General features: G+C 47.4%; 12 protein-coding genes and 2 pseudogenes. 5 read left to right on the forward strand and 9 right to left on the reverse strand.

The genetic code is table 11. The features are described from left to right. Positions 1–2: 2 nt before the first annotated feature. The 4 genes and pseudogenes from ACLJRU_RS01285 to ACLJRU_RS01300 all read right to left on the reverse strand — a co-directional run bounded on the left by ACLJRU_RS01285 (position 3) and on the right by ACLJRU_RS01300 (position 5,549). A complete protein-coding gene (locus ACLJRU_RS01285) occupies positions 3–578 on the reverse strand; it encodes a YceI family protein (protein ID WP_001024322.1) in 576 nt (191 codons plus the stop codon). Between the two features lie 195 nt (positions 579–773). Then, positions 774–2,429: a glucan biosynthesis protein D gene (locus tag ACLJRU_RS01290; RefSeq protein ID WP_023236697.1), complete on the reverse strand. Its 1,656-nt coding sequence runs from the start codon at positions 2,427–2,429 to the stop codon at positions 774–776. A gap of 219 nt (positions 2,430–2,648) precedes the next feature. Further along, a pseudogene (locus tag ACLJRU_RS01295) lies at positions 2,649–4,157 on the reverse strand (carboxylesterase/lipase family protein). 48 nt (positions 4,158–4,205) lie between these two features. Next, positions 4,206–5,549: a VOC family protein gene (locus ACLJRU_RS01300; protein ID WP_000024099.1), complete on the reverse strand. Its 1,344-nt coding sequence runs from the start codon at positions 5,547–5,549 to the stop codon at positions 4,206–4,208. A gap of 292 nt (positions 5,550–5,841) precedes the next feature. On the opposite strand from ACLJRU_RS01300, the gene ACLJRU_RS01305 reads away from it, so the two are divergent. Next, complete coding sequence (locus tag ACLJRU_RS01305; protein ID WP_000414259.1) at positions 5,842–6,765, forward strand: LysR substrate-binding domain-containing protein; 924 nt, start codon at positions 5,842–5,844, stop codon at positions 6,763–6,765. Positions 6,766–6,825: 60 nt separating this feature from the next. On the opposite strand, the gene ACLJRU_RS01310 is transcribed toward ACLJRU_RS01305, so the two are convergent. From ACLJRU_RS01310 to ACLJRU_RS01320, 3 genes are all read right to left on the reverse strand, one after another. Further along, positions 6,826–8,451: a methyl-accepting chemotaxis protein gene (locus ACLJRU_RS01310; protein ID WP_000528483.1), complete on the reverse strand. Its 1,626-nt coding sequence runs from the start codon at positions 8,449–8,451 to the stop codon at positions 6,826–6,828. A gap of 168 nt (positions 8,452–8,619) precedes the next feature. Then, positions 8,620–9,738, reverse strand: coding sequence for an S-(hydroxymethyl)glutathione dehydrogenase/class III alcohol dehydrogenase (locus ACLJRU_RS01315; protein ID WP_023234960.1), 1,119 nt, complete (start codon positions 9,736–9,738; stop codon positions 8,620–8,622). Between the two features lie 31 nt (positions 9,739–9,769). After that, the gene (locus ACLJRU_RS01320; protein WP_001120770.1) at positions 9,770–10,045 is read right to left on the reverse strand and encodes a metal/formaldehyde-sensitive transcriptional repressor; all 276 of its coding nucleotides are present in this window, start codon (positions 10,043–10,045) and stop codon (positions 9,770–9,772) included. A 522-nt stretch (positions 10,046–10,567) separates the two neighbouring features. Here ACLJRU_RS01320 and steB point away from each other — a divergent pair. Continuing rightward, complete coding sequence (steB, locus tag ACLJRU_RS01325) at positions 10,568–10,969, forward strand: type III secretion system effector SteB (protein WP_001540100.1); 402 nt, start codon at positions 10,568–10,570, stop codon at positions 10,967–10,969. A gap of 128 nt (positions 10,970–11,097) precedes the next feature. Here the strand turns inward: steB and ACLJRU_RS01330 are convergent. Continuing rightward, positions 11,098–11,815, reverse strand: a pseudogene (locus tag ACLJRU_RS01330) (hypothetical protein). A gap of 425 nt (positions 11,816–12,240) precedes the next feature. Here ACLJRU_RS01330 and sseJ point away from each other — a divergent pair. Next, complete coding sequence (gene sseJ / locus ACLJRU_RS01335; RefSeq protein WP_001131430.1) at positions 12,241–13,467, forward strand: SPI-2 type III secretion system effector SseJ; 1,227 nt, start codon at positions 12,241–12,243, stop codon at positions 13,465–13,467. Positions 13,468–13,587: 120 nt separating this feature from the next. Here sseJ and ACLJRU_RS01340 read toward each other — a convergent pair whose 3' ends face one another. Then, positions 13,588–13,932, reverse strand: a complete 345-nt coding sequence (locus tag ACLJRU_RS01340; protein WP_000281185.1) for a DUF1294 domain-containing protein — start codon at positions 13,930–13,932, stop codon at positions 13,588–13,590. A gap of 906 nt (positions 13,933–14,838) precedes the next feature. Here ACLJRU_RS01340 and ACLJRU_RS01345 point away from each other — a divergent pair. Together ACLJRU_RS01345 and ACLJRU_RS01350 are read left to right on the forward strand one after the other, a co-directional pair. After that, entirely contained in the window at positions 14,839–15,600 is a 762-nt protein-coding gene (locus ACLJRU_RS01345) for a transporter substrate-binding domain-containing protein (RefSeq protein WP_023234961.1), read from the forward strand. A 6-nt stretch (positions 15,601–15,606) separates the two neighbouring features. Beyond that, the gene (locus ACLJRU_RS01350; RefSeq protein WP_000094453.1) at positions 15,607–16,254 is read left to right on the forward strand and encodes an amino acid ABC transporter permease; all 648 of its coding nucleotides are present in this window, start codon (positions 15,607–15,609) and stop codon (positions 16,252–16,254) included. Positions 16,255–16,260: the final 6 nt, after the last annotated feature.

Genomic DNA, 16,260 nt, shown 5'->3' on the forward strand with positions numbered 1-16,260 from the left:
CTTTATTGCTTAACCGCTTCTGCCTGGATTTTTATATCGACAACTTTCGTCATCCCCATATCGACCAGATAATCTACCCCCCACTGGGTGCGATCTATTTGCGTGACAAAATCACCACCGCAAACCTGCGCCTTGAATATCGGGCTCATATAACAGCCAAACTTGGTGGTGGTTAAGGTGACGGGCTTCGTTACTCCCTTCATTGTTAGCAAACCGTCAATAGAAACCGGTTTATTATCTTCAAAATGCCATTTTGTTGATTTAAATACCATTTCTGGATATTTTTCCGCATCCAGAATATCGCTACTGCGGATATGGTTATCAAACGCATCCACCCCGGTATTTAAGGCGCTCACGGGAATCGTCACACGCATCTCTGCGACTTGCTTTTCCGGCTGATATTTCAGTTCGCCGCTAATAGCATAAAACCCGCCATGATTGGTTGAGGTCTGGAAATGATCGATATTAAATACCGCATTGGTATGCGTATTATCAAATTTATATACATCTGCATGAGCAGCACTTAATAACCCCAGAGACAGGACAGCACCAAGAAAACTCTTTTTCATTATATTCACTTTATATCTTAAATAAGGTGAAGTTATCTTAATGTTCCCTGTCCGCAGGATCGAGAGGGATAAACAGGAAGGACTGTTGCAAAAATAGAACGATGGAAAGGCCGTGTCACAAAAACAGCGGCTCACGAATGAGTTTATGTCAGGGCTATTTCCGCAACCTGTACCGCCTTTGTGGCGGTACAGAAGGCAAACTGTCTAACGCATGATACGATCGTCAACATAACGGCGCTTATCCGGCGCGGGCGGGAAATACTGATACAGCCAGGTTTCGCTGATAGCCTCCCCCTGGCAGCGCAGGAACATACGCATATCCACCGGTGCCGTAGAATCCGAGGTCGGATACCAGTCAAACTGGATACGATAACCGTCGAAAGGCTCAACGTAGAGGATCTCAATCTGCTTCGCCTCACCGCTGGAGAGCGTAATTACCGGCTCAATGCCTTTTGGCGCGGCCGCTTTCAGATCGCCGCCGACAAAATCAATAGCAAAACGGCGCGCCCATTTATCTGGGTAATGTTCGCCCAGCGCCCAACCTTCGGGAAAGCCGCCCATCCCTGTACGGGTCGCCATGACCCGCGCAAGCGGAGATTGTACCGGCGGCTGCGCGCTCCAGTACAAACGATAATTAAACGCCAGCGTATCCCCGGCTTTGATCGCTTTTTCCGGCTGCCAGAAACAGACCACATTATCCAGAGTTTCGCCAGTGGTTGGGATCTCCATCAGGCTAACCGCGCCTTTCCCCCACTTACTGCGCGGCTCCACCCACAGGCTCGGACGTTTGTTGTACCAGCCCATCACATCCTGATAATGCGAGAAATCGCGATCGAGTTGCAGCAGGCCGAACCCTTTTGGGTTATCGTCCATATATGCATTGAACTGCAATTTCTGCGGATTATTCAGCGGGCGGCAAATCCACTCGCCGTTACCCCGCCACATCGCCAGCCGATCGGAGTCGTGAATTTGCGGGTGAATGGTGTCGCATACCCGACGTTCATTATTCCCACAGCTAAACATACTGGTCATCGGCGCAATGCCAAGTTGCTTTATATCTTTACGGGCGTAGAGATGGTTTTCTACATCCATGATCACCTGCGTTTTTTCGCAATGGATCACAAATTTATACGCGCCCGTCACGCTAGCGCTGTCCAACAGAGCGTAAACGGTAAACGTAGTATCGCCCGGCTTCGCGGTGTCAAACCAGAATGCGGTGAAGTCAGGGAACTCTTCCTGACCGTCAGTATAGGTATCTATCGCCAGCCCGCGAGCCGACAGGCCATACTGATAAGTATCATCTACCGCCCGGAAATAACTGGCGCCCAGGAAGGAGACGACATCGCGCCGCGCCAGTTCCGGCGCTTTAAAGACACGGAAACCGGCGAAACCGAGATCGCTCTGCCCTTCCAGTTGCGTCGTATCAACGCCGGCATCGTTGTATTTAAACAGTTCCGGGCGAAAATGAATCTCGCGAGCAAGATGCGTCGTCGTATCAACGGAAAACATGCGTACGCGACGACGGAAGCCCATCCCTACGTGGAAAAACTGAATATCGAGCTGCCGGTTGGCAACACCGTTCCAGAGTGAATGCGCCGCGTCATACTGAATGCTGTTATAGGCCTGCGGCGTCAGATTGGCGAGCGTATCCGGCAAGGGCCCCGGCGCGCCACCCCAGGGCTTTTTCGCTAACGCCTGGGCCATTGATTGCAGACCAGCAAAATCAAAACGGACAATTTTACCATCCGCAATATCGGATTCCGCGGCAAACGCCGCCTGAGAAAAGAGGGAAGCAATACCGCTGGAACCGCACACGGCGGCCATTGCCATTGAACCTTTAATAAATCGTCTACGATTCATACCTGAAAATGAGTCCTTCTGGTCTTGTGAATGGTCCCGCGCTGGTTTTTTCAGCAGCAAGAATGTGCCCGTTTCTGACCGCTCACTCTAGACAAAATTCATTAATAATCCAATTGTTGGTCGCCTGGAAACTGTGCAAAAGCGTAAATATTTTATGTCGATAAGAACCGACCTAATCGGATGTAAACCTCACGCAGCATTCTTCAGGTTATGAAAAGTTTATTCCAGACTAACGTGATGTTTCATGACTCGTTTAAACAGCGCCAGACGCGCACGCATAAAGCGGTTTTCCACTTTAAAACCGGCAAGTTTGTTCAGCCCAATCCGCAACAGACGATCTCGCCCCCGAATGCTGGCGGGCCAGCGAACCGGGCCGTGCAGCACGTCGCGCGTGCGGCTGGCATGACGAGCGAAATTCACCCAGTAATCCGCCACCTGCGAGGCAAAGGCTAGGTCATTCTCATTCACATAATGGCATGTGGGCTCAGCCCGCGTTAACGTATCGAATACATACGGTATTTCATTGCCATGACAGGCACCATTCGCGTAGGTGTTATGCTCCGCTTCGGCGACATAATCAAACCAGTAACGCCAGCACGGTTCGCCGATCCGCTGCTGCGCTTGCATGACGACATAACCCAACGTGGTAAATACCATATCCCGACAGACCTACCGCCCTAGCGCTTCGTCGCCTTTCACTCCAGGATAAAGCAGCCGGATTAACCCCAGGCCAACACGCCGCTCCCGGCGCATTTTTTGAATTTGACCGGCTATATCGACGCCAAAAACTGCCAATACGCTGGCTTCATAGCTATTCGAGCCGATCATCACCGGTATCGGATGCTGTTTCGCCGCAAAGAAGATTTCCAGCATTGGATGCGGCAGCACGACGTCGCCGGAAATCGGCGTCGGCGCAATTTTAAAAGGCGCGTCCAGCGGCCAAAACGTCTCTGCCGGTAAAGCGCGTAGCTGTTCGGCAGTGGCATGGGCTAAACCAAGATGTTCCGCCAGCGCAACGCCTTTTTTTAGCGCCACCTCGCGGGGCGTATCCGGCAGCGTATAACCACTCTGAATAATCGCTTTATGAAAAAGCCCCTTCGCCAACGGCGAAGCCATCAACGACAGCACGCTGCGGGCGCCGGCGGATTCGCCAAATAACGTCACATTCTGCGTATCGCCGCCAAATGCGGCAATATTGTCCTGCACCCAACGCAGCGCAGCGATTTGATCGAGTAAAGCGAAATTATGAATACACTCCGCCTCTTCGCCTTCCAGCGCCGGATGCGCGAAAAAGCCCAGATGGCCAAGCCGATAATTGACCGTCACCACGATCGCGCCGCGCTTCGCCAGCGCTTGACCGTCATAGGGCGGCAAACTTCCCGCGCCAATAGTGTAACCGCCGCCGTGTAGCCAGACCATGACCGGCAACGGTTCATGACGTACGGCGGGAGCCCAGACGTTCAGGTAGAGACAGTCTTCGGAAAAATTTCCCGGATCGCCGCCGCCGAGTTCACGACACCAGGTAATATCCTGCCAACTGGCGCAGGAGAAACAATCCGCCTGGCGCACATCCTGCCAGGGCGTAACAGGCTGCGGCGCACGCCAGCGTAGCTCCCCTGTTGGCGGCGCGGCATAAGGTATACCGCGCCAGATATGGGTTTCTTCCTGTACGACGCCCACGATTTTACCGTGACGCGTCGCCACCAGCGGGATGGAGGGATTCAACATAACGCCTTCCTTTTACAGTATCCTCACAGCCTGTGAAGCTTACCGCTTTTAAAGCAGACCGCAACGGCGTTTACTGCGTTCTTCCGCTTCCTGATATAACGAAAATTCATCCCGTATAGCACATCCCAGCGCCTGTTCAAAGGCGTCGCGGCTGGCATTGCCGTGGCTTCTGGCCAGCGTTTCATTTCCCAAATTCGACTGAAAAATGCCGGCTGCGCTGACCGGAAGAAAATCTTCATAGGTAATCGGCTGCGCGATTACCCAACCGCGCTCAATAAGCGGCTGCGGATCGTCGCCAGGATGGATCGCCTGACGATGCGCCTCACCGGAAGGCGTTAAGCGATAGCGGAACCAGGCAAGCCCCTGCTGGCGAAGCAGAAATTCGCTATCCGGAAAGGCGTTAAAGACCTCCCGCAAATGGAGTTGATGCGTGAAGTTATCCTTACCCGTTCCCGCCTTGTGCAACAGCTCGTCATATAATCGACGACCTTTTGGCGTCAGCGCGACGCCACGTTGCTCAATTTCGCCGAAGCGCGCCGTGTGCGTACCCTGCTTTTCATCAACGAAGAGCACCTGCTCTTCCAGGGCTTTGAAACTGGTTTGCCGCAACAGAATAGGCACTTCGCGGCGAGGCGGACCTTCGATAAGAGTTTTAGGCGTAATGCCGCACTCCGGCATCATGGCCTGTACCCGGTCGATATCCAGAGTACGCGGCGTCAGATGGTTAATGTGACATCCCGGAAAACAGACCACGTCGGCAATTAAACGATGCTCACGATGCAGGCTGCGGTACGTTTCTTCATCAACGGTAGCCTGACGATGCCAGCGAAAAGTCTCCAGCGTTTCACGGACAAATTCTTCGGCCTGAGCAGCACTAAAACCGCCCTGCTCGTCGTACTCATCCAGCAATTGTCGGCAGCGCGATGTAAAAATATCCCGCTGCGATAAGATTTCCGCCGCCCGCTGGCGTAATGCCGCGTTTTCAATGAGCTCCAGGCGTAATAGCGAAGTGAACATGCGAAAGGGATTACGCGAGAGCGAAGCCTCGTCAATGGGACGAAATGCCGTGGAGTGCACAGGCACGCCCGCCTGAGAGAGATCGTAATAACTTACTGGGTACATCCCCATGATGGCGAATATCCGACGCAAGGTAGAAAGTTCTTCTGCGGTGCCAACACGAATGGCGCCATGCCGTTCCACGTTCAATCGCGCCAGTTCATCGGCATTAGCCAACTGCTCATGCAGTTTGGGATTATTTTCCAGCACCGCCAGATTCACGTCAGCCACAAGTTCCAGTAACGTACCGTACTGCGGAACTTCCTGCTGGTACATTGCCGACATTGCCTGCGAAAAGTGTTCCCGAATCTCATCTGCCGTGATGGTGTTCGCCATAATGTCATGCCTCCAGTGAATGTTACCTGGAGTGTAGAAAACCTCATCCATTCCGGGGAGAAGAATTTATAAAGTGTGATCCGGTCTGAATTCATTATGCAGAACGGATTGACATGAGTTGGCATATCCCCGACCAGATCGCGGCTTAACACGCTTAACGGCAGTTGAATCATCAGTAAAATAAAACAGTTGTAACTTGAAATGGTAAAATGTTAATAATATTTTGCTATCAGGTTATCAAAAACAAACAACTTTACTTGTCACCCGCACGGCTTTGTTTTTAACATCGCTTATGGAAAAAAATGGTCTGTTTAGTCAGCGCATTCGGTTGCGCCACCTTCATACATTTGTCGCCGTTGCGCAACAGGGAACTCTGGGGCGCGCGGCTGAAACCCTTAACCTGAGCCAGCCAGCGCTTTCTAAAACGCTGAACGAACTGGAACAACTCACCGGAACCCGTCTGTTTGAACGCGGGCGACTGGGCGCGCAATTAACGGTTCCTGGCGAACAATTTTTGACTCATGCGGTAAAAGTATTAGATGCATTGAATACCGCCGGGCAGGCGCTGAATCGCAAAGAGGACGCCAGCGCCGATGTGGTGCGTGTTGGCGCGCTCCCCACCGCTGCGCTGGGTATACTCCCGGCGGCTATTGGGCGGTTCCATCAACAGCAAAAATCGACCTCGTTACAGGTCGCGACCATGAACAATACGATGTTGCTTGCAGGTCTGAAATCAGGCGAGATCGATCTGGGTATTGGCCGCATGTCAGACCCGGAATTAATGGGCGGTTTAAATTACGAACTGCTGTTTTTAGAATCGCTTAAATTAGTGGTACGCCCCGGTCATCCCCTGTTACAGGAGACGATCACGCTCAGTCGGGTTATGGAGTGGCCGGTAGTCGTCTCGCCAAAAGGCACGGTACCGCGCCAGAATGCGGAAGCCCTGTTGCAAAGCCAGGGGTGTAAAATGCCTGCCGGATGTATCGAAACGCTATCCGCATCGTTATCACGACAACTGACCGTAGATTACGATTACGTCTGGTTCGTCCCCTCTGGCGCGGTTAAAGAAGATCTTCGCCAGGCGACGCTGGTCTCATTACCCGTGCCGACCCAGAGCGCAGGCGAACCGATAGGTATTCTTACGCGAGTTGATATCCCGCTCTCAACCGGGGCGCAAATGCTGATTGCGGCGATCCGTAAATCGATGCCGCTGTGATAGCGGCTGTCGGACATTAACCGCGCCCGCGGCTAAAATAGCCCGCTGGCGCGACGCTTATTAAAGGAAGGATGATCGCATCGTCGCGCCAGTATCCTGTAAATGAAACGCATCAACGGCTTGCGTCAAGCGGGCGGCCTGTTCTTCAAGCGAAGCGGCCGCCGCGGACGCCTCTTCGACCAGCGACGCGTTTTGTTGCGTAACCCTGTCCATCTCAGAAATCGCCTGACTGACCTGAACAATACCGCGACTTTGCTCATCAGAGGCTGCCGCGATGTCGAGCATAATATCGGTGACGCGTTTGACGGCATCCACAATCTCATTCATGGTGCTCCCCGCAGCGATAACCTCTTCAGATCCTTGTTCAATCAGGCTGACCGATGCGCCGATCAAGCCTTCAATCTCTTTTGCCGCCTGCGCGCTGCGACTGGCGAGGGTACGAACCTCACTGGCGACCACCGCAAAACCGCGTCCTTGTTCCCCGGCGCGTGCCGCCTCGACCGCCGCGTTCAGCGCCAGAATGTTGGTCTGGAAAGCGATACTGTTAATGACGGCGGTAATTTCCGAGATTTTTTTCGAGCTGGTGGAAATATTCCCCATCGTTTGTACGACCCCGGAAACCATCTGGCCTCCGCGGCTGGCTTTACCGGAAGCATCTTCCGCCAGTTTGCTGGCGTGATGCGCATTATCCGCATTCTGCTTAACGGTTGCCGTCAACTGTTCCATACTGGCCGCGGTCTGTTCAATGGCGGCAGCCTGCTGTTCAGTACGAGAAGATAAATCCGTATTACCAGCGGTAATTTCGCTGGTGCCTCGATAAATTTCCTCCGCCCCCTGACGCACCGCCCCTACCGTTTGTTGCAACGCATGCTGCATCTGCTGAAGATGATGGCTCAGGCGACCAATTTCACTGCGTCCTGTGGGCTCGTCAGCCATGGTCAGATCGCCCGCCGCAATGCGTTCGATACGTGACGCAGACTGCTGCAAGGGTTGTATCACCGTGCGACGCAGTACCATGAAGGTCATTAACGTCAATACCAGCGCCAACGTAAATGCGCCAATCATAAACATCATACCGAGCCGGGTACGTTGGTAAGCCTGCTCGCTAAGTAGTCTTGCCCGCTCGGTGCGCAGTTCAATCGCTTTCAACAGGACATGGTTATATGCTGCATCCAGTTGTTTTGCCTGCTCGTTTTCATGATTAATGATCGCTTCGAACATGCCATTTTTGGCAAATTTCAGCATCGGTTGCAGGCCGTTGATATAGGCGGTGTAGCGGGCGTTTAACTCGTTATCTAACGCGTCATCGGCGGGTGTTTTCACCGCTCTGGACATATAAGCGTTAAAGCCGTCCTGAGACTGCTTGATCCGCGTTTCCGCAGCGGCAATATTGGCTTTCATTTCATCCATTTCAGCAATCCGGCTCGCCGCGCCAGCGTGGATCATATTGATACGTGCGGTACGTAAGTGGTTAGCGCTGTTGGATAATCCCATCCGTACCTGAATCTCGTCCGTGACATCACGCTGATCGCGATCGGCCTGTAACAGAAAATAGCCTGCCAGCCCGGCGCTCAAAGCAAAAAGAAGAAGGATGCCACCGAGAATGGAGGAAAACAGCGGAACCAGCCGAATATGATGCAGGAAGCCCAGTTTATGCGAGGCTTGCATCGAGAATGTGTTGCCCATGACCGTCGACTCTCTTGTAGGTTTTATGCGTAAAACACGCCCGTTAGATAGTCATCGGCACTTCGTGACGTTTGCTTATCGCGAAAAGCATCGCCTTCGTCACATTTTCACAACATTCATTCCAGAAAATTCAGAAAAGCGCCAGCGGAAAATCCGCTGGCGGATGAATCAGTTATCGCCAAAGTGGATAACAGTACGGATGGATTTACCCTGATGCATCAGTTCAAAGGCATCGTTAATCTGCTCCAGCGGCAGGCGGTGAGTAATAAAAGGATCTAAACGGATTTTACCGTTCATCGCATCTTCGACCATCCCTGGCAGCTGCGTGCGCCCTTTCACGCCGCCAAAGGCGGAGCCACGCCAGACGCGACCGGTCACTAGCTGGAAGGGACGGGTTTTGATTTCCTGCCCTGCCCCCGCTACGCCAATAATAATGCTTTCGCCCCAGCCTTTATGACAACATTCCAGCGCTGCTCGCATCACGTTAACGTTGCCGATACATTCAAAACTGAAATCTACGCCGCCATCAGTAAGCTCAACAATAACGTCCTGGATCGGTTTGTCGTAATCATTCGGATTAATAAAGTCCGTGGCCCCCATTTCGCCCGCCAGCGTAAATTTTTCCGGATTCGTGTCGACAGCTAAAATACGCCCGGCTTTAGCCTGAACCACGCCCTGAATAACCGCCAGCCCAATACCGCCTAAACCAAAAACGGCAACGGTGTCGCCCGCTTTCACTTTAGCGGTGTTATGGACGGCGCCAATACCAGTCGTCACGCCGCAGCCCAACAGACACACTTTATCCAGCGGCGCCTGCGGGTTCACTTTCGCCAGAGAAATTTCCGCGCAAACGGTATATTCGCTGAACGTGCTGGTTCCCATATAGTGATAAACGGGTTCGCCGTTATAAGAAAAGCGGGTAGTGCCATCCGGCATCAGCCCTTTTCCCTGAGTAGCGCGTACGGCCTGACAAAGGTTAGTTTTACCGGACTTACAGAACTTACACTCGCCGCATTCCGCTGTATACAGTGGAATAACATGATCGCCGGGTTTCAGGCTGGTGACCCCCTCGCCGACCTCGACTACCACGCCGCCGCCTTCGTGACCCAGGACTGCCGGGAATACGCCTTCCGGATCATCGCCGGAAAGGGTAAAAGTATCGGTATGGCAAACGCCGGTATGAGTGATTTTGACCAGAACTTCGCCTTTTTTCGGCGGCGCAACGTCAATCTCTACAATTTTTAACGGCTGACCGGGACCAAAAGCAACTGCTGCACGTGATTTCATATATCTCTTCCTGTTACGGTGAGGGAAATTGTTATTTTAGATAAGCGCGAAGAAGATGGCCGATTTCCGCCATCCGAACCGCGCGCTGATCTGGCGTGGTCTCCCCGCTGACCAGCTCATCTTTCAGATGGATTTCAACCATTTCACTCATCAGGCCATTAGACGCGCCGCGCACGGCGGCAATCTGTTGCAGAATCGCCAGACAAGGTTCGCCAGACTCAAGCGCCCGCTCCAGCGCTTCGACCTGCCCGCGTATGCGACGAACACGGGTAAGGATACGTTTTTTATCTTCAGGTGAATGCGGCATTCGACCTCCATATACTATAGGGGGGTATACTATCAGAATTTTATGTTTATGTAATTGTAAAATTACACACAATATAAAAATCAATAGCTTATAGATTTCCGGCATAGACCATCAAGAATCAGTTCACATTCAGCATATTCAGCTCATGGGAACTTTTTCAGGCCACAGACAATAAACACCAAAGCTTTCTTTCTAAGCTGCAATGTTCTGCCCGACTGGGGCACAGAGGTAATGCCGGTAAATCCAGTCCCATTACCCAGAAGTAAATATTTGCTTAATAGTTTTTATTTACTCACCAGGTGGTAATGAATAAAGGTTATGATATGCAGATGTCAGTCTTGTAAGAACGTAACATCACAACTGCGATACACCGCCGACGGGTAGCGAAAATATCTCAACCCTGTGTCTTTCCTGGCTTAGTCAATGTGGACAAAAAATCAAATGAGCGTTATTTGAAAGATTTTTAATACCCAAAAGCGTCATCATTATTGTTAATTTGAAATCAATCTCAGGTAATAATCCATGCCTATTTCGATTTGTAAACATGGTGCTCCTTTTGTTGTTCAACATGAAAATCGGTACGGTTCCGGTGCAAGTCAGTCATCATCACTTTCAAAATCAATCCGCCATATTAGCAACTCTCATGAGGAAATAAAATTTATAAGTTGCTATAGTGCAAATGGAGCCTGTTTTTCCAATGCACAGATGCTAGCCAATGCCTCAGGGAGGCCTGTTATAGGTTACTATGGGAAAATAAATAAGTTAACAGCCAGTCTGGATAATAGCGGTCGTATATTCCGCCCACAGCATAAGCTTGCGGCCAATATTTGTTATGTAGGTAATCGGCTTCTGAGCGCTCCAGTTCAACTTGGGTTTGGCCTGAAACATCTGCTAACCTGTCACTCAAATGGTAATGTCAGATAAAGTGTCATGCCATGTCCTTCCCGGCATTGCTATTCCACAGCCTACAGATATGGGCGCTCAGTTCTTTCCTCAATCGTTGCTATGGGAAGTTCTGCCGTCATTTCACGCTCTTGCCAACCAGCATTTTATTAAAGCCTGACTTTTACCAGAGTAATTTCATAAGAGTGCCCATCTTCTGGTCTAAAAATAATAAATCTATTGTTATTTTTAGTAAAGGATTTCGACAAAATAAAACTATCATGATATCTGGCCAGGACGTAGTACCAGCCTCCATCATACAATATCATTTCGTATTCTTTCTTTAATTGTGGTTTATAGATCCCAACAAAAAAAGAAAATATAAAAAAATATATAATAAAACCAAGCATAACTATAGTGAAACAATGCCTTCGCACCCAACTGAGTTGCGTAAAACAAATCACTGGCATCAATTTACTATAAAAACGCATCCCCACCGATAAGCATAAAGCCACCAGTAAAATGATAAAAAAAAAGCTCCCACAAAAACGATTCTGTTAAGAGAGAAAACTCGATAACAATTGGAATAAAGAACAAAACCGCTGCCAAAAAAAGACGTAAAAAGCTAAGGTCGTGGATACGTGCTTTTTGCTTTACTAGAAAAAATAATAGAATACCCACTCCCCACGCTATTATGAATATAGCCATCAGGCTAATCGCATGGAATAGACTTCGGGCAATGTTGTCAGGGCCGACGCCTACATACCACCACGGGAAACCATAGTACGCGGAGACGCCCCAGCCATAAAAATAGGCGCTTCCCCATCCCAAACCACCTAAATAGGCCAAAAGCATCGAAGAGTTTTTAATAGTTGAATCATCATTCATTATAGTTAACTCACTTAAGAAATATTTAATATGAAAATAGAAATCAAAATGTCACATAAAACACTAGCACTTTAGCAATAATAGTCGGATGATAAGTTTGTCTGTTTTTCCTGAGTATCAAGCCAGCTCATATTCACGCCAGCACACTAAAATCAGGAGTGGCTTCTTTTTTAGATCTTTGCCTTAGCCAGGCGCACACTCAATAATGATAGCAGTCAGATAATATGTACCAGGCATTAACCTCACGTTGTTGATGATATATTTACTTCGTTGAAAAACAATAAACATTGTATGTATTTTATTGGCGACGAAAAACTGTTAAAGAAGCGTAATTCCATATACACCATTTACCTGATTACTTTTCTTGCTAATATTTGCTAATTAATTATTTGCTAAAGCGTGTTTAATAAAGTAAGGAGGACACTATGCCATTGAGTGTTGGACAGGGTTATTTCACATCATCTATCAGTTCTGAAAAATTTAATGCGATAAAAGAAAGCGCACGCCTTCCGGAATTAAGTTTATGGGAGAAAATCAAAGCATATTTCTTTACCACCCACCATGCAGAGGCGCTCGAATGTATCTTTAATCTTTACCACCATCAGGAACTGAATCTAACACCGGTACAGGTTCGCGGAGCCTACATCAAACTTCGAGCCTTAGCGTCTCAGGGATGTAAAGAACAGTTTATTATAGAATCACAGGAACACGCCGATAAGTTGATTATTAAAGATGATAATGGTGAAAATATTTTATCTATTGAGGTTGAATGTCATCCGGAAGCTTTTGGTCTTGCCAAAGAAATCAATAAATCACATCCCAAGCCCAAAAATATTTCTTTGGGTGATATTACCAGACTGGTATTTTTTGGCGACAGCTTGTCTGACTCCTTAGGGCGTATGTTTGAAAAAACACATCATATCTTACCCTCCTATGGTCAATACTTTGGCGGAAGGTTTACTAATGGATTTACCTGGACTGAGTTTTTATCATCTCCACACTTCTTAGGTAAAGAGATGCTTAATTTTGCTGAAGGGGGAAGTACATCGGCAAGCTATTCCTGCTTTAATTGCATCGGTGACTTTGTATCAAATACGGACAGACAAGTCGCATCTTACACCCCTTCTCACCAGGACCTGGCGATATTTTTATTGGGGGCTAATGACTATATGACACTACACAAAGATAATGTAATAATGGTCGTTGAGCAACAAATTGATGATATTGAAAAAATAATTTCCGGTGGAGTTAATAATGTTCTGGTCATGGGGATTCCCGATTTGTCTTTAACACCTTATGGCAAACATTCTGATGAAAAAAGAAAGCTTAAGGATGAAAGCATCGCTCACAATGCCCTGTTAAAAACTAATGTTGAAGAATTAAAAGAAAAATACCCCCAGCATAAAATATGCTATTACGAGACTGCCGATGCATTTAAGGTGATAATGGAGGCAGCCAGTAATATTGGTTATGATACGGAAAACCCTTATACTCACCACGGCTATGTACATGTTCCCGGGGCTAAAGACCCTCAGCTAGATATATGTCCGCAATACGTCTTCAACGACCTTGTCCATCCAACCCAGGAAGTCCATCATTGTTTTGCCATAATGTTAGAAAGTTTTATAGCTCATCATTATTCCACTGAATAAAGTTCCATCGGCTGCGGTACGCCTTGAGCAAAACACAACTCAATATCATAGTGCCGGTGGCATGAAAATATGATGCTATCTTTGCTGCCGATTGGTCAATAAGTGATACATAGTCTATGTTCAGTAAGACAAAAATGGATAGAGTCGATAAATCGCCACCGTAACTAAAATACTCACTATCACACTGACAATAAAGTATGTTTTGAATGGCTGCTTTTGCGTTTTATGACGGAAGAGTTGTTGACCAACAATCGCCCCAGGCCACCCACCGACAACCCCAAACACCAACAAAGTGGATTCCGGCACTCTGCGCCAGGTTTTACGTGCCGCCGTTTTGTCTATACCGTAGATCGCCAGCGTTAGCACATTGGCGAGCAGGAACCACATCGCGACGGGATGCGATGTAAAAATGCTTCCGACCGCAGCGAAGATCAGGAGTAAATAACAAAAGCGGTTAAGATACATATCATTATGTCATAGCAATAATTAGGGGCATCGGAGCCCATTATACGCGATACATGCGCCTATGTGATGTAGAATTTTTTTCACTCAGCCAACGAGTCATTAAGGATTCATTTTTAATTATCATGGTAATCATAAGGTAATTAACGGCTGTGAACACGATTAAAATGGGTAAAGCCACCGAAAATGTTATCACCTTAATCGTTGCCAGGATAACTTAATGAAGAACCCTCTTTATTGCTGTTTGTTATCCGGTTGGCAGTCTCAGTTTTGGATTTATTAATCGTATTTATATTTATTACATAAGATGTACGATGTTAATTTGAGAATTTTATCTCAACAACCGTATATATTCAGATATTTCTGAATTAAGATTATCATCGATTAAAACAAGTTAACGTTTTGATAAACATAACAACATCGTCAAAAATCCTGATTTGTTATCGTTTGTTCATGAGACAAATAATTTATATGCTTGCAAATATAGATAGCACGCAAATCAACTTAGCTCAAAAAATGTATTTGACAAGAAAAGATAAGTCTTTATATTGGCCCTAGATAGAGTGGTAAGATGATAATTAGAGACATGAAAGGCACCGTCACTGAAGCATTTATCTGCTTATCATGTAAATATGTATGCATAAATGGAGCATAAACTATGTCCAGTATACTAATGTCTATGGTATCTTTACATTTTCACCTTTCATGGTGTCGCTGCACTCATATCCAGTTGATATCTTATGGTATATTCAATCCATTCCCTTTGATGATTCCTGTCAAACCTCCTGATTAAATTAGTTAACAGCGATGGAATACATAACGTTAAGTACTTTACGTCTGCAAATGTCAGGCTCACGCCCTAATGCTTAATTTATAATACGCATTACCTTACTACAGGAAATAGATAGCATGTTATCCAAAAAATTTGGCTTATCGATGATAGTGTTGGGAATAATGTCGTCTTCAGCGTTTGCTGATAGCATCGTTGAAGGGAGAACACTCAATGTCGCAGTATCACCAACCTCTCCCCCTATGTTATTTAAAAGTGCTGATGGCAAATTGCAGGGGATAGATCTGGAGCTTTTTTCGTCTTACTGTCAGTCACGGCATTGTAAGCTAAACATCACCGAATATGCCTGGGATGGAATGCTTGGCGCAGTGGCGAGTGGTCAGGCAGATGTAGCATTTTCGGGAATTTCAATCACAGATAAACGTAAGAAAGTTATTGATTTCTCTGAACCTTATTACATCAACTCTTTTTATCTGGTCAGTATGGCCAATCATAAAATAACGCTCAATAACCTCAATGAATTAAATAAATATTCTATTGGATACCCTCGAGGAATGGCTTACTCCGACCTTATCAAAAACGATCTGGAGCCCAAAGGATACTACTCGTTAAGTAAAGTAAAATTGTATCCAACCTATAATGAGACGATGGCTGATCTAAAAAATGGCAATCTTGATCTGGCTTTTATAGAAGAGCCGGTTTATTTTACCTTCAAAAATAAGAAAAAGATGCCGATAGAAAGCCGTTATGTTTTCAAGAATGTTGATCAGCTTGGCATTGCCTTTAAGAAAGGCTCTCCCGTGCGCGATGATTTCAACTTATGGCTTAAAGAGCAAGGGCCACAAAAAATATCTGGCATTGTCGATAGCTGGATGAAATAGTAAGCTATGTCATCAGGTAATATGCTGGCTATCTTTTATTTCCTATTGGAAGGGATTGGTAATACGCTGCTTGTAACATTTACCTGTTTTCTCTCAGCGTTTTTGACCGGGCTTACAGTCGCCGTATTACGGCGACTATCCCCTCTTCCACTACAGAAGATACTCGACGTACTGGTCTTTATTCTTCGGGGAATTCCAATACTTATTGCTGTTTTTCTTGTTTATTTTGGATTGCCATCGATTGGCATATATGTTTCACCACTGGTGGCCATGAACCTCAGCGTCGGCTTAATCAGCGGGAGTTATCTTGCCGAGGTGTTCAGAGGGGCGCTTAAATTAGTTGAGCCATTCGAAATAACGGTAGCGAAAGTGGCAGGAATGCGTCAATTACAGGTTATAATAAATATTGAACTGCCACAGATGTTGCGATTTTCTGTGCCCGGTATTATCAATGAGTTTTCTTCTGTATTAAAAGCGACGCCCTTTGCTTATACTGTAGGCATCGCTGAAATAACGAAGCAGGCAATGTCACTGACAGCCATCACGCTGAACGGGTTACAGATTTATACTCTTGCCGGGGTATTATATTTCATTATTTATAAAGTATTTACTCTTCTGGCCGGAGTGTTTGAGAAAAAATATCGCATCAGTTGAAGCATA

It is taken from the genome of Salmonella sp. SAL00653 (genome assembly GCF_046552515.1).
Classification (GTDB): domain Bacteria; phylum Pseudomonadota; class Gammaproteobacteria; order Enterobacterales; family Enterobacteriaceae; genus Salmonella; species Salmonella enterica.